This window comes from Halorubrum zhoui (assembly GCF_051194155.1).
GTDB lineage: Archaea > Halobacteriota > Halobacteria > Halobacteriales > Haloferacaceae > Halorubrum.
This window is the reverse complement of record NZ_JBLZNJ010000001.1, coordinates 69,262-84,418: the sequence shown is the minus strand read 5'-3', so window position 1 is coordinate 84,418 and position 15,157 is coordinate 69,262. Positions and strand designations below refer to the sequence as shown.

Sequence of the window (15,157 nt, the reverse complement as noted above, 5' to 3'; positions counted from 1 at the left end):
GGTAGTTCTCCAGCAGCGACTCAAATAGCTTCCGGAGCGTCAGACGCCGTCGTCGACGGTCTCGCTCACGCGCGCGATCGCCTCCCGGCCGAGGCTGACGACGTCCGCGTCGAAGGGGCCGGCGGCGAGCTCCGCCGGCGTGTACCACGCCCACGCGTCGCCGTCCGCTTCGTCGCGGCCGAGCGGGTCGATGCGCCGATTCGGCGCGTGTGCGTAGTAGAGGTGGTCGATGTGTTGGTGTCCGACCGAACCGTCCGGGTAGACGTCGATGTCGTGGAGCATCTGGTGTGCCGGCTCGGGAAGCGGCCGGCCGTTCGGCGCGTCCACGTCGGCGCGGTCTGCGACGAGCGTCGCCTCCAACCCGGTCTCCTCATGGACCTCACGGAGGGCCGCCTCGTGCGGCAGTTCGTCGCGTTCGATGTGGCCACCCGGCGGGAGGTGGATGCCCAGCCGTTCGTGCTCGTGTAGGACCGTCGCGCCGTCGTTGACGACGTAGACCGTCGCGGTGAAGTGGCGGGTCGTCTCCATGAAGAGTCCTCACGCCGGAACGGCTAGTGCGTTCGGAGTCGACCGCGCTCAGTTCATCGCGATGCCGTCTTCGGCCTCGAGCAGCTCGTGGTAGCGGTTGCGAATGGTGACCTCAGAGATGTTGGCGACCTCGCTCACCTCGCTCTGGGTGACCTTCTCGTTGGTGAGCAACGAGGCCGCGTAGACGGCGGCGGCCGCGAGGCCCACGGGCGACTTCCCCGAGTGGATCCCCTGTGATTTGGCGGTCTCGAGCAGCTCTCGGGCGCGCCGCTCCGACTCGTCGGAGAGTTCGAGGTCCGAGGCAAACCGCGGGACGTAGCTCTCGGGGTCGGCCGGCTGGATCTCGAGTTTGAGCTCTCTGACGACGTACCGGTACGTGCGGGCGATCTCGTCTTTCTCGACCCTGGATACGCCGGCGATCTCGTCGAGGCTGCGTGGGGTGCCCGCCTGGCGAGCGGCCGCGTACAACGCCGCGGTCGAGACGCCCTCGATGGAGCGCCCCGGCAGCAGGTCCTCGTCGAGGGCGCGCCGGTAGATCACGGAGGCGGTCTCGCGAACGTTGTCCGGCAGACCGAGTGCGCTCGCCATGCGGTCGATCTCGCCGAGCGCCTGCTTCAGGTTGCGTTCTTTGGAGTCGCGCGTGCGGAAGCGCTCGTTCCACGTGCGCAGCCGCTGCATCTTCTCGCGCTGTCGGCTCGACAACGACTTGCCGTAGGCGTCTTTGTCCTGCCAGCCGATGTTCGTCGAGAGCCCCTTGTCGTGCATCATGTTCGTCGTGGGGGCGCCGACGCGCGACTTCTGGTCTTTCTCGCGCGAGTCGAACGCGCGCCACTCCGGCCCGCGGTCGATCTCGTCGGACTCGACGACCAGGCCGCAGTCGACACAGACCGTCTCGCCGTGTTCGGTGTCCGTCGCGAGCTGGCCGCCGCACTCGGGACACGTTAGTTCCTCGTCCGCCGACGACTCAGTCTCCTGCTCGTCGTCGACGTGCTCCGTCGTGTACGTTCGAACGTTGTCGCTCATTGTGTAGTTCGGGTGGAGAGGCGCGGAACCGAGAGATGGATCTCGATTTTGTGTTCCTCACCAATTCAAAGGGTACGAAGATGTATAAATCTACCGGCGTTCTGGCGGCCGAAAGATCGTTCGGTACTCGGGTCGACGACCCGATTTCGTCGTATCTGCTCGGCTGACGACCGGCCGCCGCGGGTCCGAACGATCGGACGCGGAGTCGGTCCCCCGCTGATATTTATACGTTACGTGGACCGGAGGCAGTCCGACTGAGCCACGTCCGTCGACGCCGCCCGCGAGGACAACCACTTTGCTCGTCGGGCCGACAGTACCGTCATGGACCGCACACGACTCGAGTCGGCGCTCGACTCGCTCGAACCGGACGGCTTCCTGATCGACGCCGCCTCCGACGACGCGAACCAGCTGTACCTCTCGGGGTTCACCGGCCCCGATCCGTTTCTCACGCTGTACGCAGACGGCGAGATACACGCGCTCGTCTCGGGGCTCGAGTACGGTCGGGCAAAGCGTGAGGCGGCCGCGGACACCGTCGAACGTCACGCCGACTACGACTACGAGTACGGCGGCCGGGAGGACCGGTACGACATGTACGCTGCGTTCATCGCCGACAAGGGCGTCGAGTCGGTCGCCGTGCCGCCCCGGGGGCCGGTCGGAACCGCAGACGCGCTCCGGGCACGAGGCGTCGACGTCGACGTTGACGACGACGACACGCTCCAGGACGTCAGAGCGGTGAAGACGGACGCGGAGATCGACGCCATCCGGACGGCACAGCGGGCGAACGAGGCGGCGATGCAGACGGCTGCAGCGCTGTTTGCGGCTGCGACACCGGCCGGTGCGGTAGACGGGGACGAGCTCGTCGACGGAGCCGGCGAGCCGCTCCCGTCGGAGACGCTGGTGTACGAAGACGAGCCGCTCACGAGCGAGCGGGTCGCCACCGCGATCGAGACCACGCTGCTCGAGCACGGCTGTGCACTCGACGAGACGATCGTCGCGGGAGGCACGCAGGCGTCCGACCCCCACGACCGTGGATCGGGACCGCTCCGGGCGAACGAGCCGATCATCGTCGACATCTTCCCCCGCTCGAAAGAGACGCACTACCACGCCGACATGACGCGAACGTTCTGTGTGGGCGACCCCGAGCCGGCGGCCCGCGAGTGGTACGATCTGACCGCTGAGGCCCTCGACGCGGCCGTCGAGGCCGTCGAGCCCGGAGCCACCGGCGAGGACGTACACGCGGCCGCCTGTGCGGTGTACGAGGACGCCGGCGAGCCGACGTTCCGGACCGACCCGGAGACCGAGACCGGCTTCATCCACTCGACCGGCCACGGGATCGGCCTCGACGTTCACGAACTCCCCCGGCTGGCGAGCGGCGGTCCCGAACTCGAGCCTGGAAACGTCGTCACCGTCGAGCCCGGGCTCTACGACCCCGCCGTCGGCGGCGTGCGGCTCGAAGACCTCGTGGTGGTCACCGAAGACGGTGCCGAGACCATCACCGACTACCCGCTGTCGTTCCAAGTGGCGTGACCGCCGGACGCGGGCGCGTTCAGACGCCAGCACCAACACCGCCCCCGTGACCGTCGTCAAGCCGGCGACCGTCGTCGAACCGGCGACCGCCGCCGAGATCGGAACCCGCTTTGACCCCGGTCGGATACGACGCCCGTGAACCGGCGGTACGCCCACACCGCGCTCGCACTCTGTACGCTCGCGTTCACCGCGACGATGGTCGCCCGGCTGGCGATCAGCCCGCTGGTACCGGAGATCACGATGACGTTCGCAGTGAGTAACGCGACGGTCGGGCTCGCGCTCTCCGGGATGTGGCTCGCGTACGCGCTGTCGCAGTTTCCCTCTGGCATTCTCGGCGATCGATACGGCGAACGAACCGTGATTCTGGTCGCCGTCGGCTCGACGGCCGTCGCCTCGGCGTTCATCGCGGTCTCGCCGTCGATCCTCGGGTTCGCCGTCTTCACCGTCCTGCTCGGGACGGGTGCCGGTCTCCACTACTCGGTGGCGACGACGTTCCTGACCAGGCAGTTCGACGACATCGGTCGGGCGATCGGCGTCCACGTCGCGGGCGGACCACTCGCCGGACTCGCTGCACCGCCGGTGGCCGCGCTGATCGGAGCGCGCTACGGCTGGCGGGCGGGCATCCTCCTCGGCACGGCCGTCGCCGTCCCGGTGTTCGCACTGTTCGCCCGGTACGTTCGGCCGACGACGCCAGTACGTCCCGACCAGTCGATGCGAGAGCGACTCGCGCTCGGTCCGCTCGCCGCGTTGCTCTCGCGCCCGCCGATCCTCTACACGACCGCGTTGGCGACGCTCGGGGCATTCACCTGGCAGGCGACCGCGTCGTTCCTTCCGACGTTCTTAGAGATCGGACACGGGCTCTCGGGCACGCTGTCTGCGCTGCTGTTCTCGCTGTACTTCGTCGTCCATGGCGGAACACAGCCGGTCACGGGGTCACTTTCGGACCGTCTCGGGCGCGACGAGACGGTCGTGGTCACGATGACGGCCGGCGTCGTCGGCTACGGATCGCTGGTCGTCGTCGCCTCCCGTGGCCTCGGGCTCGCCTCCACCGCCGGTGCCGTGCTCCTCGTCGGCGTGGCGATGTCCTGGGGTGCACCGGTCCAGTCGCGGTTCATGGACCTCCTGTCGGACGCCGAACGCGGTGCCGGCTTCGGGCTCGTTCGGACCGTCTACATGGTGTTCGGCGCGTCGGGTAGCGTCGTCGTCGGTGCGGTCTCGGACGTGACGGGATGGGAGGTCGCGTTCGGACTCCTCGCGGGCGTGATGGGGCTGGGGCTCACGCTCGTCGTCGCGAACCGAGCGCTGGGGCTCGGCTACTGAGCCGGCGTCGTCGACGGAGACGGACCGCGTCAGAGCCGGTCGTCCTCTAAGCTTCCGGGGTCTTGTGCGGTGTCGAACATGTTGTTCTCCGCGCCGTCGAGCATCTCGTCGCGTGGGTCCTCGTCGACGACCGAGACGTTGTACGCCTCGATACCGGAGGCTATCAGCTCCTCGACGGCCTGCTCTTCGGTGACGAACTCGGTGTCCGCGAGCTGCTGAAACTCGGCGTACACGTCGTCCGAGAGGTTGAGTTCGAAGGTCGGCATACCCCCCCTTTCGGGCCGAGTGAGTTAAAATCGGTGGCAGCGGCGGACGGGCCGGCGCGACCTGACGACGGCCGTGCGTCACGGCCCGAGGGACGCCGGCAGAGCGACTCACAACCCGCGCCAGGCGCCGAGGAACCGCTGGAGGGCGGTGAGGTGACCGACGACCGCGAACAGCCCGAGTAGCAGTTCGACGACGCCGACGCCGACGAAGAGCGGTCCGGGGACGACTGCGGCGGCGACTGCCGCGACTCCCATCAGCGCCAGCCGGTCGGCACGCCCGAGGAGTCCACCGTACTCGCGCCCGATCCCCACCGCCTGGATCTGGGTCCCGAGGTACGACGTCATCAAGACGCCCGTCACCGCGAGGAATCCCAGTCCGTACGCGCCGACACCGGCGGTGAATCCGGCGATGAGCGCGAGGTCTGCGTACCGGTCGAGCACGTGATCGAGGAGGTCTCCGGCGGCCGACGACGCTCCTTGCTCGCGGGCGAGCGCGCCGTCAACGAGGTCTAACCAACCGTTGAGAAAGACGAGTAGCCCGCCGAGCACGTACAGCGTCGGGGTCGCCACGGCGAACGCGCCGGCGGCGGCGACCGCGGCACCGAACGCGACGAGGCTCACGTGATCGGGGCTGAGCCCGAGGCGGACGGCGGCGGCCACCCACGGCCCGAGCAGTCGGTCCGCGACCGGGCGGAACCGGTCCAGCGTCACCGGTCGTCACCTCCGGGCGTCGGTCGAACAACGTCCAGCACCGAGCTGACGTGTCGGATCATAAGTACGCGGTGAAGTCGACGGTCCCGACCCGCGGCGTCGCCTCGTCACGGGCGATCGTCCGGAGTTCCTCCGCGACCGCCTCGGGAGAGCGGTCGGTCGTGTCGACCTCGTAGACTCGGTCCGTGCCGTGTTCGGCGACGGCCTCCGAGAGGATCACGTCGAGCGCCTCGGCCTCGGCGTTCTCGTCGATGGACGCCGACGACTCGCCGCGCGTCTGCAGCCGCGTCACGAGCGTCTCGGGGTGACACCGCAAGACGACGACGCGGTCGGCTGCGAAGTGGTGTGCGAGGTGCGACTCGAGTATCCCCGACCAGTCGCCGAGGCGCTCGCGGATGGCATCGAGGTCGGCGGTGAGCGTGTCGCGCGTCGCGTCGCGATCGGTCCAGAGCGTGGAGTCTCTCTCGATCAGCTCGTTGAGGTGGACCACGTCGAACGGGTCCGCGAGCAGCGCCGTCGCCGTCGACTTGCCGGTGCCGGGCGTGCCAGTGACGACGATGCGGTCCGTCGTCCCCGTCACGCCTCTACTCCTCGGTCGAGCGTGGCGAGCACCTCGTTCAGCCGGGTGACGGCCTCGCGGGTCTCCTCGCGGGTTCCCGTCGAGATTCGAACGCAGTTCGGGAGCCCGAACGAGGTGCAGTCGCGGATGATAACCCCGCGCTCTTGAGCGGCCGCTGCGACGGCGGCTCCGTCGCCGACCCGGGCGAGCACGAAGTTGCCGGCCGAGTCGAACGTCGGCGCGTCGAGCGCCGTCTCGATGTGGTCTCTGGCCCACGCGGCCGTCTCGACCGTCTCGTCGACGTGTTCCTCGTCGTCGATCGCCGCGAGCGCGGCCCGACAGGCCAGCTCGTTCGCCGCGAACGGGGTGTTGATTCGGGCGTACGCCCCACCCCACGCCTCGGGAACGACCCCGTATCCGATCCGGAGTCCGGCGAGCCCGTACGCCTTCGAGAAGGTCCGCAACACGGCGACGTCGTCGCGTCCGTCGAGCAGGCCGATCGCGCTATCAACCGGCGAGAACTCGCCGTACGCCTCGTCGACAACGACGAGCGTCTCCTCGTCGGTGCCGTCTGCGATCGCCTCGACGGTGTCGAGCGGCACCACGGAGCCGGACGGGTTGTGCGGCGAGGTGAGGTACACCACGCGCTCGCCGTCGTAGGCGTCGAGGACCGTCTCGGCCGTCTGCTCGAATCCGTCGGCCGGCGAGAGCTCGTACGTCTCGACGGCTGCGTGGTGATACCGCGCCGACATCTCGTAGTACGCGAATCCCGGATCGGGGACGAGGACCCGGTCGCCCGGCTCGAGCGCGGCACGAGAGAAGTAGTCGATCGAGCCGTCCGCGCCCGGCGACACCCACACCTGTGTCGGAGAGACGTCCCACAGCTCGGCGATCCGCTCCGTGAGATCCGCGTGTGAGGACTTCGGGTACACGTTCACGTTCGAGGCGTGCTCGCGGATCGTCTCGACGGCGGCCGGACTCGGGCCGTGCGGATTCTCGTTCGACGAGAGTTTGATGAGCGACGACCGGTCGATCCCGAGCTCGCGGGCGACCTCCTCTACGCCCCGGCCGGGGACGTACGGGGAGTGGTCGGAGAGATCCCGTGGTTCCATACCCCGTCATCCGGCGCCGCCGGCCTTAATACTGACCGAACCGACCCGTCGGGGCCACAGCACGTCGGGCGACGAACGGTGGTCGGCCGGTCGAGGGACGGTCGGGATGGAGTCAGCGTCGGTGACCGAACTATCGCTCGAAGCGCCGAACCGCGGCCGCGACCGACTCCGGTCGACCGGCGAGTGAGACGTCGATCCCGTCCTCGTCGTACGACACGTCGGTGACGAGGTCGCGGTCGTACGCCCACGAGAGCGTCGTCTGCACGTCGCCACCGTACGCCACGGTCAGGGTCTCCGTCGCCGTCGGGAGGGCGTCGACGACCGCCGAGACGACCGCGTCGATTCCAGTTCCGCTGCGTGCATCGAGTGGAATCGGGTCGCACGGTGGGTCGAGTCCTACCGCGGCGAGTTCGTCGGCGATCGCGGTGGTACGGGACGCGACGAAGCTGGCGGTGTCAGACGCGGTCGTGTCAGAGTCGGTCGTGACGGACTCTGTCGCCGCGGCGTCAGTCGTGTCGGTCACCGCGGTCGATTCGCCGACACCGCACTGTGACTCCAGCCTGTCGACGTGTGTCACGACCGGGATCACGTCGTGATGGTGGTCGTCGAGCACGTCGACGACGGCCGTGAGCCGACGCTCGAGAGCCGATAGATCCGTGCTGGCGTCTATCACGAGGAGCGTGACGGTCGCCTCGCGGACTGCCGCACGCGTTCGATCGAACGCCCCGAGCGCCTCCCCGGGGAGCCCGGCGACGATGCCGGTCGTGTCCGTCAGTCGAAGCCGACGCCCGGCCAGTGTGATCGTCGTCGTCGACGTCCCGACAGTGGCGAGCGGCTGGTCCGTGACCGCGTCCAATTTGGTTCCAGTCGTGGGTGCCAGATCATCAGTTCGCGTCGTGGCCAGCTTCCCTTCGGTCCACGCGTCGAGCCGCTGGCAGAGGAGCGACTTCCCCACGTTGGCGTATCCGACGACGGCGACGCGGCTTGGACCAGGGTCCGCGTCGTTGCTCGTCGCGTCGGCTCGCCCGTCGTCGTCGGTCGCCATGGCAGTCGACGCACACGCCTCGAGGTCGTCCTCGAGACGCGCTATCTGCCGTTCGAGGTCCCGTACCCGACCGGCACCTTCCGGTCGGAGTCGCCTCGCGTGACCGTCTCGGCCCACGACCTCTCGGAGGCGTGGAAGCTCGTATCGGCGCGTCGCGAGTTCGAACCGGAGCGTCGTCGCTCGGGAGTCGCTCGCCGCGGCGATCAGTCCGAGCACGAGTCGGGGTCGGTCGATCACGGTGACACTGTCGGGCAGCAGGTCGCCGAGCGAGAACGTCTGGCCCGGCGAGAGCGACCCGTCGTAGACGACGGCGTCGGCGTCGGCGGCCGTCGCACGTCGGGCGACCGTCTCGGCCGTCCCGCGGCCGACGCCGTAGGTCGGATCCGCTCGCCGGCGCTGGGTGATCGCCTCGACCACGTCGTATCCGGCGGCGGTCGCGAGGGCGTGGATCTCGGTCGTATCCGGGTCATGGTCCGCAGCCCGTGCGACGAGGACGGTTTGCGGGGCCTGGCCGTCACGACTCTGGGGAGTGGCAGGCGTCACGAGCGTCTCGCTTGGATAGTGGTCGTCGAGCGCTGAAACCGCATCGGTTCACCGGAAACGCGGTGTGGTACCCGGCAGCATCCAAGCGGGGTGGACGAGAGCGTCGGTCGGCAGGCTACGGTACACGCACGTCGTGTTCGAGCGTACCGACGCCCTCGACGGAGACGGCGACGGTGTCGCCGTCGGAGAGCGGTCCGACACCGTCTGGCGTCCCCGTCGCGATCACGTCGCCCGCCTCGAGCGTGAGGTACGTGGTGATCTCTTCGATCAGCGTCGGGACGTCGAACATGAGCTGTGACCGGTCTCCCGACTGCTTCGTCTCGCCGTCGACGCGGAGCTCGACGGCCGCGTCGGCCGGCACCTCGTCGGGCGTCGCGACGACCGGACCGAGTGGGGCCGCGTTGTCGAAGGCCTTCCCGCGCACCCAGTTCTGCTCGCGGTTCTGGTCGTCGCGGTTCGAGACGTCGTTCATGCAGGTGAAGCCCGCGACGACGTCCATGGCGTCCGCGGCGTCGACACGCTTACACGACTCGCCGATCACGACCGCGAGCTCGGCCTCCCAGTCGACGCGGTCTTTGCCGGCCGGCACGGTGACTGTGTCGCCGTGACCGGCGAGCGCGTTCGGGGGTTTCAAAAACAGCAGGGGCCGGTCCGGAACCTCGTTGTCCATCTCGGCGGCGTGGTCGGCGTAGTTGCGGCCGACACAGACGATCTTCGAGGGGTCCACCGGCGGGAGCACGTCGATGGTCGGGTCGTCGAACGCGTACTCGTCGTCGCCGAACGCGACCGTCTCCGTCTCTGGGTCGTACCGTCCCTCGCGGACCGAGCCGGCCGGGTCGCGGAATCGTGCGTAGTGCATACGGGGCGATCGACGGGTGAGTATAAATGACCGCCGGCCGAGGTAGGTGCCGACCGGCCAGGGAGTGCGACCGGGCGAGAGGTGCGGCCGGACTCGATTGGACGGGGGTTTTTCACCCGCGCCGCAGACCCGATCGATATGTCACAAAGACGCAGTGCAGGACTCCTCTCGGCGGCCGCCGTGGTCGGCGTCGTCGGTACCGTCTTGGCGACGATCACCCCGCTCGTCGGCGGCGCGCCGCAGGCGTTCGTCGGCAGCGTCGTCACGAGTGGCCTCGTCGGGCTCGTCTTCGCGGGACAGAACGCGCTGGCGTATCGGCGACACGACGCGGTGAGTTTGCCGGCGGCGACGCTGACGACGATCTTCGGTGGGTGGTTCATGCTCGCACCGCTCGTGTACGATGTCGGGTTCATTGCGACCGCGGGCACGCAGCTCGCCGGACTGCTCGTGGCCGCGTTCGCGCTCTACATGGTCGTCGCCGACCTCGCTGGCGAGGTGTGAAGAAGACACGCCAGTGGCCACACCGCCCGCACTCGTAGGCAGGAGTGTCGTCGCGCCGACGACATTTATTACGCTCCGCGGTGACGTATCGGCCGTACCATGGAGCTCACCTGGCACGGCCACTCCACGTGGCACGTCGTCGTCGACGACACCGAGCTGCTCATCGACCCGTTCTTCGACAATCCGAAGACCGACGTCGATCCCGCGTCGCTCGACCCCGACTACCTGTTGTTGACGCACGGCCACGCCGACCACATCGGCGACGCCGGTCACTTCCAAGACGCGGTCGTGGTCGCCACGCCCGAGCTGGCGTCGTACGTACAGGAGCACGTCGGCCACGAAGCGGCCGTCGGGGGCATGGGGATGAACATCGGTGGAACCGTCCAGTGTGGCGACGCCTGGGTGACGATGGTCCGGGCCGACCACTCGAACGGAATCGAGACGGGGTACGAGCGCTCCGCCGGCATGCCGACGGGCTTCGTCGTGGGCGACGCGAAGCCGACGCAGGCGTCGAACCCCGACTGCACCGCGTTCTACCACGCGGGCGACACCGGGCTGATGTCCGAGATGGTCGACGTGATCGCCCCGTACCTTGAGCCGACCGCCGCGGCGCTCCCCGCGGGCGACCACTTCACCATGGGGCCAGCCGGGGCGGGAATCGCCGCCGACTGGGTCGGCGCCGAGGTGGTGTTCCCCATGCACTACGACACCTTCCCACCGATCGAGATCGACACACAGGAGTTCGTCGACGAGGTCGAAGCCGCCGGCGCGGCCGCCGAACCGGTCGTCCTCGAGGGCGACGAGACCTACACCATCGGCGAGTGAGCTCGCGGCGTCACGACGCCGCGGTGGTTCGTGGCGCTCGACGATCGAAGTAGGAAGATTTACGCACAAACGACTCATCCTTCGAGTCGTCATGTCCGACATCGAGACGTCGACGCTGTGTGAATCGGGCTACGCGTGCACGAGTCAGGTCGGCGACTTCGACCTCCAGGTCGACGCGACCGACGAGACCGGTCCCAACCCCAACGCGACGCTCGTCGCGACGTACGCCTCCTGTTTCATTCCCGCGTTCCGCGTCGGTGCCAGCCAGGCCGGCGAGGACGACCTCGGTCAGCTCCAGATCGACGCGAGCGCGAGCCTCGACGACGAGGACGACCTCTCGTCGGTCGCGTTCGACCTCTTCGTCGAAGCCGATCTCGACGACGACGTCGCTGCCGACCTCGTCGAGCGTGCCGAAGGGATCTGTCACGTCCACGCCGCGCTCAAAGACGACCTCCAGGCCGCCGTCACGGTCCACGCCGACGCCTTGTAAACTACCCTACCCTACTTCGCTCACCCCATACGGGGTTCGCTCGTTGAGGGTCTCGTCAGAAGCTTCGCTTCTGACTGCTAACCAGAAATCGGAGATTTCTGGTGATAGGGCTTTGATGTGGACTCCCGGTAATCAGTCGCCAACAATAGGCTGGTGACCCTCACCGTTCAACGTCCCACCAGTTATACGCAGGTCTACTTCTGCGTCTCCGCTCCCCGACGTGGGCGAGGAACGGAGTTTGTGCGTCCTCTTTCGAGCGTAGCGTAGCCCGATGTTCTTCGCGCCGTTGTAGTCCGCGTTCACCTCGTACCCGCACTTCTGGCAACAGAACTGTTCTCCATGGCGGTTGTCCTCGTGCGTGAACCCACAATCCGTCCGAGAACAGCGTTGAGACGTGTGGTTCGGTTCGACTTGCTCCACGGAGAGGCCCTGTTCGGGCGCTTTATACGAAACGTACTCGTAGAGGCGTCGGAACGCCCACACGTGGTGCCATTTTGCCTGCGGAAGCCGCTCTCGAATGTCGGTCAACTCCTCGAACGCGAGTACGTCGCAGTCGTGTTCGACGGCTTCCGAGACAAGTCCGTTGGCGACCGTGTGGATGTACTGTTTGCGCCACGCTTCTTCGCGCTTCCCGAGGCGAAACAAGGCGTTGTGTGCGGCTTGTGTGCCGCGCTGTTGCATCTCGCCACGCCGCTTCTCGAACTCACGGCACCAGTGGTCGTAGTCGTCTCCCTGCCAGAACGTACCGGTCGAGGAGACTGCCAACGAGTTGACGCCGAGGTCGATACCGAGGACCGTTTGGTCGGGGTGCCCGGCATCTACCGAAACCTCTGCGTTACCGTCTAGCCGCCGCGTCGAGAGTTGGATGTAGAACTCGTCGTCCACCGCGTCGTATCGAACCGTACTTTCGCGGAACTCGTAGTCCTCGGAGAGAACGTACCGCTCGTAGGGTGTCGGGCTATCTGCCGGAAGAACGAACGATGGTTCGACCCGCCTCTCGACGGTTGCCAGCGATACCTTGTTGCGGTAGAAGGTCGCGCTCCGTGCGTCGTAGTCCATCGTTTCGGCGGTAAACGTCGGGCAAGAGACACGCTGCCCTTTCTTCCAGCGTTCGACACACGCTTTGACAGCTTCGACGGCGCGTTTGATGGCGGCTTGGACGAGTTGTGCCTGTAGGTCTGTCTCCTCTCGAAGGTCGGCGTAGAGCGCGTCACGAACCTGTCTCTTGTTGGTTCTGCACTCGGTGTAGGTGGTGTCGGACCAACAGTAGTCGGCAGTTCGGTTCGCGCAGTACAGGTATTGCTCGGCGGTTCGGCGGAGTGCGTCGCGTTGCTCGTCGGAAACAGCGAGTTTCACGACGGCGGTTCGACGCACATCCATAACGTCGGGGAGTACCTAACGGTAGTTATACATTCGGGAGTCAGTCGGTCGCAGTATGCCGGTTGTGTCGCACCATGTCGGCTTCCTCCCCGACCTACTCGCTCACTCCGTTCGCTCCTTGAGGTCGGGGGCTCCACCTCGAAAATGCCGATACCGGGTCTGAGCCGACATCGACGCACGTCGACCGGCCTCGTGACTCGTCGGGCCGTCGGCGACGTCCTCCCAGAACGATTTTGCCTGCGGCCGCGGTACGACACGACATGGTTCTGACAGAGTCCGACTCCGAGCTCGACCGTGGCGACGTCGCACCGCCGTTCGACCTCCCCGGTGTCGACGGCGACCTCGCGCTCGCGGACGTCGACGCCGAAGCCTTGCTCGTCGTGTTCACCTGTAACCACTGTCCGTACGCGAAAGCGAAGTTCGACCTCCTCAACGACCTGGCCGCGACGTACGACGACCTCGCCGTCGTCGGAATCAATCCGAACGACGCGACGGAGTACCCGGAGGACTCCCTCGAGGCGATGCGCGAGCGCGTCGCCGAGGGGACTATCGCGTACGACGCGTACCTCCGCGACGAGACCGGGGCGGTCGCCGCGGCCTACGGCGCGGTGTGTACGCCCGACCCGTTCCTGTTCGGACGGACGGGCGGCGAGTGGCGACTCCGGTACCACGGTCGAGTCGACGACGCGCTGGGGCCCGACGAGGAGCCGACGACGAACTACGCACGCGAGGCCGTCGAATCCGTCCTCGCCGGCGACCCCGTCTCGATTCCGGACCGCCCCTCGCGCGGCTGTTCGATCAAGTGGCCGGACGAGTGAGCGGGGCGTCGACACGCGACCGCGACGAGAGGTGTGTCGCCGGCGACGAGGACCACACAGGGGGTTGAAATGGATCCCACACGACGTTTCTGTATGGACATGAAAGCCGTCGGTGAGCCGGAACTCCACGAGGTCGACCGATTCGACCACGGCGTGGGGTGGATCACCTACCCGAACGAGACGATGGAGCGGGCGAGCCACGCGCTCGCGGTCCCACCCGAGGACGGCGCGGACGCCGAGGCGTCACCCGACGTGTGGGTGCTCGACCCGGTCGACGCCCCTGGACTCGACGACCTGCTCGACGAACTCGGGACCGTCGCGGGCGTCGTCGTCGCACTGGACCGCCACAAACGGGACGCGGCCACCGTGGCGAATCGTCACGACGTCCCGGTGTACGTCCCGTCGTGGATGACGGGCGTGGCTGACGCGCTCGACGCACCCGTTCGCCGATTCGATCGAACGCTCGCAGACAGCGGCTTCGAGACGATCCGAGTCCGTGACTCGACGGTCCCGCCGTGGCAGGAGGTCGGACTCTTCGACGGGTCGACCCTCTACGTGCCGGAGTCGCTCGGGACGGCGTCGTACTTCCGGGGGAGCCGCGAGCGCCTCGGCGTCCACCCGATGTTGCGGTTCACCCCGCCACGCGGGGCGCTCGGCGGACTCGACCCGGATCGCGTCCTCGTCGGCCACGGCGTCGGCGTTCACGACGACGCGGGTGCCGCCATCGCCGACGCGCTCGCAAACGCGCGCCGGAAGGCACCCGGTCTCTACGCGAAGACGCTCCGCGACGCGATCAGTGTCTGAGCCGACCGTGTCGACCGTCTACTGCACCCGCGACCTGCTGACGGTGTTGCTCGCGGACGCCGACGAGCGGGATCCGGCCGCGACCAATCGCCGACTCTCGACGACGCCCGCAGGCGACTTCGACGACGCCGTCGACCTCCCGCCAGAGACGCCGATATTCACCCACTACACGCTCGGTGCGGCCGGCGAGTCGGTGAACGCCGTGTTCGGCGTCGACCTCGGCACGCCGGTACAGGGCGGGCGCGGTCGGTTCCTCTCGCACCCGACGGGCCGGCTGACGCTGTCGAAGACCGACGACCTCGCGGCCGTCGTCGTGGTCGCCGTGCCGCCGTACGACAGGGACCACGTGGCCGCGTTCGATCGGGCTGGGCGCGAGCTCGAGTTCGTCACCGTGGACGCGGCCCCACCCGAGGAGTCGGTCCCGCGGTAGCGACGGACGTCGTCCCGGCAAAACCCGAAATTAAAGACGGCGGGGCAGCAACGGGAGAGTGATGGCAGCACGGCCACCTGGTGGCGGCGGGTCCGCGGAACCGGAGGCGATAGAGTTCGGTATCGCGGCGCTGAGCGCGCGACTCGACGAGTCGGACCTCTCGTATCCGGCGACGAGCCAGGAGGTGGTTCACGCACTCGGGGATCCGGCGATCCCGTACGACTCGAAGGGCCGAACGATGGAGCTCGCGTCGGCGCTGGAGACGGTTCCGAAGTCGCGATTCGAGACCGAGACCGAGCTCCTCGAGACGCTGTACCCGGTGTTCGACGACGCCAGACGACGCCGCGGTGGCTTCTTCGACGGCCTCCGCGACGCCCTCCCGTTCTGACCGCGGCGGCGCGTGTCTCGAGGTGCGC

General features: G+C 67.8%; 18 protein-coding genes. 9 read left to right on the top strand and 9 right to left on the bottom strand.

Features of this window, described 5'->3' with window-relative positions; all coding sequences use genetic code 11:
* Positions 1-39 precede the first annotated feature (39 nt).
* Both ACNTAO_RS00410 and ACNTAO_RS00405 read right to left on the bottom strand, forming a co-directional pair.
* Positions 40-528 carry an NUDIX hydrolase gene (locus ACNTAO_RS00410; protein WP_435159945.1) on the bottom strand — a complete coding sequence of 163 codons (489 nt, stop codon included), beginning with the start codon at positions 526-528 and terminating at the stop codon, positions 40-42.
* 48 nt (positions 529-576) lie between these two features.
* Entirely contained in the window at positions 577-1,551 is a 975-nt protein-coding gene (locus ACNTAO_RS00405; protein ID WP_435159944.1) for a transcription initiation factor IIB, read from the bottom strand.
* A 321-nt stretch (positions 1,552-1,872) separates the two neighbouring features.
* Here ACNTAO_RS00405 and ACNTAO_RS00400 point away from each other — a divergent pair, with 321 nt between their 5' ends.
* Positions 1,873-3,078, top strand: a complete 1,206-nt coding sequence (locus tag ACNTAO_RS00400; protein ID WP_435159943.1) for a M24 family metallopeptidase — start codon at positions 1,873-1,875, stop codon at positions 3,076-3,078.
* Between the two features lie 135 nt (positions 3,079-3,213).
* Positions 3,214-4,398, top strand: a complete 1,185-nt coding sequence (locus ACNTAO_RS00395) for an MFS transporter (RefSeq protein WP_435159942.1) — start codon at positions 3,214-3,216, stop codon at positions 4,396-4,398.
* A 29-nt stretch (positions 4,399-4,427) separates the two neighbouring features.
* Here the strand turns inward: ACNTAO_RS00395 and ACNTAO_RS00390 are convergent, their stop codons facing one another.
* From ACNTAO_RS00390 to ACNTAO_RS00365, 6 genes are all read right to left on the bottom strand, one after another.
* Positions 4,428-4,664 (bottom strand): DUF7120 family protein, encoded by a 237-nt coding sequence (locus tag ACNTAO_RS00390; protein WP_435159941.1) that lies wholly within the window; start codon positions 4,662-4,664, stop codon positions 4,428-4,430.
* Positions 4,665-4,772: 108 nt separating this feature from the next.
* The gene (locus ACNTAO_RS00385) at positions 4,773-5,375 is read right to left on the bottom strand and encodes a CDP-alcohol phosphatidyltransferase family protein (RefSeq protein ID WP_435159940.1); all 603 of its coding nucleotides are present in this window, start codon (positions 5,373-5,375) and stop codon (positions 4,773-4,775) included.
* Positions 5,376-5,433: 58 nt separating this feature from the next.
* A complete protein-coding gene (locus tag ACNTAO_RS00380) occupies positions 5,434-5,955 on the bottom strand; it encodes an adenylate kinase family protein (RefSeq protein ID WP_435159939.1) in 522 nt (173 codons plus the stop codon).
* A complete protein-coding gene (gene hisC, locus ACNTAO_RS00375; protein WP_435159938.1) occupies positions 5,952-7,046 on the bottom strand; it encodes a histidinol-phosphate transaminase in 1,095 nt (364 codons plus the stop codon). The genes ACNTAO_RS00380 and hisC overlap by 4 nt, the downstream gene beginning before the upstream one ends.
* Before the next feature lie 130 nt (positions 7,047-7,176).
* Entirely contained in the window at positions 7,177-8,634 is a 1,458-nt protein-coding gene (locus ACNTAO_RS00370) for an HflX-like GTP-binding protein (RefSeq protein ID WP_435159937.1), read from the bottom strand.
* A gap of 115 nt (positions 8,635-8,749) precedes the next feature.
* Positions 8,750-9,493 (bottom strand): fumarylacetoacetate hydrolase family protein, encoded by a 744-nt coding sequence (locus ACNTAO_RS00365; protein ID WP_435159936.1) that lies wholly within the window; start codon positions 9,491-9,493, stop codon positions 8,750-8,752.
* 138 nt (positions 9,494-9,631) lie between these two features.
* On the opposite strand from ACNTAO_RS00365, the gene ACNTAO_RS00360 reads away from it, so the two are divergent.
* The 3 genes from ACNTAO_RS00360 (at position 9,632) to ACNTAO_RS00350 (ending at position 11,309) form a co-directional block, all read left to right on the top strand.
* Entirely contained in the window at positions 9,632-9,994 is a 363-nt protein-coding gene (locus tag ACNTAO_RS00360; RefSeq protein ID WP_435159935.1) for a hypothetical protein, read from the top strand.
* Positions 9,995-10,093: 99 nt separating this feature from the next.
* A complete protein-coding gene (locus tag ACNTAO_RS00355) occupies positions 10,094-10,819 on the top strand; it encodes a metal-dependent hydrolase (RefSeq protein ID WP_435159934.1) in 726 nt (241 codons plus the stop codon).
* 91 nt (positions 10,820-10,910) lie between these two features.
* Entirely contained in the window at positions 10,911-11,309 is a 399-nt protein-coding gene (locus ACNTAO_RS00350) for an OsmC family protein (RefSeq protein WP_435159933.1), read from the top strand.
* A gap of 132 nt (positions 11,310-11,441) precedes the next feature.
* On the opposite strand, the gene ACNTAO_RS00345 is transcribed toward ACNTAO_RS00350, so the two are convergent.
* A complete protein-coding gene (locus ACNTAO_RS00345) occupies positions 11,442-12,689 on the bottom strand; it encodes an RNA-guided endonuclease InsQ/TnpB family protein (RefSeq protein ID WP_435159932.1) in 1,248 nt (415 codons plus the stop codon).
* A 260-nt stretch (positions 12,690-12,949) separates the two neighbouring features.
* Here ACNTAO_RS00345 and ACNTAO_RS00340 point away from each other — a divergent pair, with 260 nt between their 5' ends.
* The 4 genes from ACNTAO_RS00340 (at position 12,950) to ACNTAO_RS00325 (ending at position 15,129) form a co-directional block, all read left to right on the top strand.
* Positions 12,950-13,507, top strand: coding sequence for a thioredoxin family protein (locus ACNTAO_RS00340; protein ID WP_435159930.1), 558 nt, complete (start codon positions 12,950-12,952; stop codon positions 13,505-13,507).
* Positions 13,508-13,600: 93 nt separating this feature from the next.
* Positions 13,601-14,311, top strand: coding sequence for a hypothetical protein (locus tag ACNTAO_RS00335; RefSeq protein WP_435159929.1), 711 nt, complete (start codon positions 13,601-13,603; stop codon positions 14,309-14,311).
* Positions 14,304-14,741, top strand: coding sequence for a JAB/MPN domain protein-containing protein (locus ACNTAO_RS00330; RefSeq protein WP_435159928.1), 438 nt, complete (start codon positions 14,304-14,306; stop codon positions 14,739-14,741). The genes ACNTAO_RS00335 and ACNTAO_RS00330 overlap by 8 nt, the downstream gene beginning before the upstream one ends.
* Before the next feature lie 61 nt (positions 14,742-14,802).
* Complete coding sequence (locus tag ACNTAO_RS00325) at positions 14,803-15,129, top strand: DUF5789 family protein (protein ID WP_435159927.1); 327 nt, start codon at positions 14,803-14,805, stop codon at positions 15,127-15,129.
* Positions 15,130-15,157: the final 28 nt, after the last annotated feature.

What these genes read in the sequence shown, in the direction of transcription:
- ACNTAO_RS00340 (WP_435159930.1), top strand. Translation starts at nt 12,950, where the DNA reads ATGGTTCTGACAGAGTCCGACTCCGAGCTCGACCGTGGCGACGTCGCA.
- ACNTAO_RS00405 (WP_435159944.1), bottom strand. Translation starts at nt 1,551, where the DNA reads ATGAGCGACAACGTTCGAACGTACACGACGGAGCACGTCGACGACGAG.
- ACNTAO_RS00335 (WP_435159929.1), top strand. Translation starts at nt 13,601, where the DNA reads ATGGACATGAAAGCCGTCGGTGAGCCGGAACTCCACGAGGTCGACCGA.
- ACNTAO_RS00325 (WP_435159927.1), top strand. Translation starts at nt 14,803, where the DNA reads ATGGCAGCACGGCCACCTGGTGGCGGCGGGTCCGCGGAACCGGAGGCG.
- ACNTAO_RS00390 (WP_435159941.1), bottom strand. Translation starts at nt 4,664, where the DNA reads ATGCCGACCTTCGAACTCAACCTCTCGGACGACGTGTACGCCGAGTTT.
- hisC (WP_435159938.1), bottom strand. Translation starts at nt 7,046, where the DNA reads ATGGAACCACGGGATCTCTCCGACCACTCCCCGTACGTCCCCGGCCGG.
- ACNTAO_RS00360 (WP_435159935.1), top strand. Translation starts at nt 9,632, where the DNA reads ATGTCACAAAGACGCAGTGCAGGACTCCTCTCGGCGGCCGCCGTGGTC.
- ACNTAO_RS00410 (WP_435159945.1), bottom strand. Translation starts at nt 528, where the DNA reads ATGGAGACGACCCGCCACTTCACCGCGACGGTCTACGTCGTCAACGAC.
- ACNTAO_RS00365 (WP_435159936.1), bottom strand. Translation starts at nt 9,493, where the DNA reads ATGCACTACGCACGATTCCGCGACCCGGCCGGCTCGGTCCGCGAGGGA.
- ACNTAO_RS00400 (WP_435159943.1), top strand. Translation starts at nt 1,873, where the DNA reads ATGGACCGCACACGACTCGAGTCGGCGCTCGACTCGCTCGAACCGGAC.
- ACNTAO_RS00345 (WP_435159932.1), bottom strand. Translation starts at nt 12,689, where the DNA reads ATGGATGTGCGTCGAACCGCCGTCGTGAAACTCGCTGTTTCCGACGAG.
- ACNTAO_RS00350 (WP_435159933.1), top strand. Translation starts at nt 10,911, where the DNA reads ATGTCCGACATCGAGACGTCGACGCTGTGTGAATCGGGCTACGCGTGC.
- ACNTAO_RS00355 (WP_435159934.1), top strand. Translation starts at nt 10,094, where the DNA reads ATGGAGCTCACCTGGCACGGCCACTCCACGTGGCACGTCGTCGTCGAC.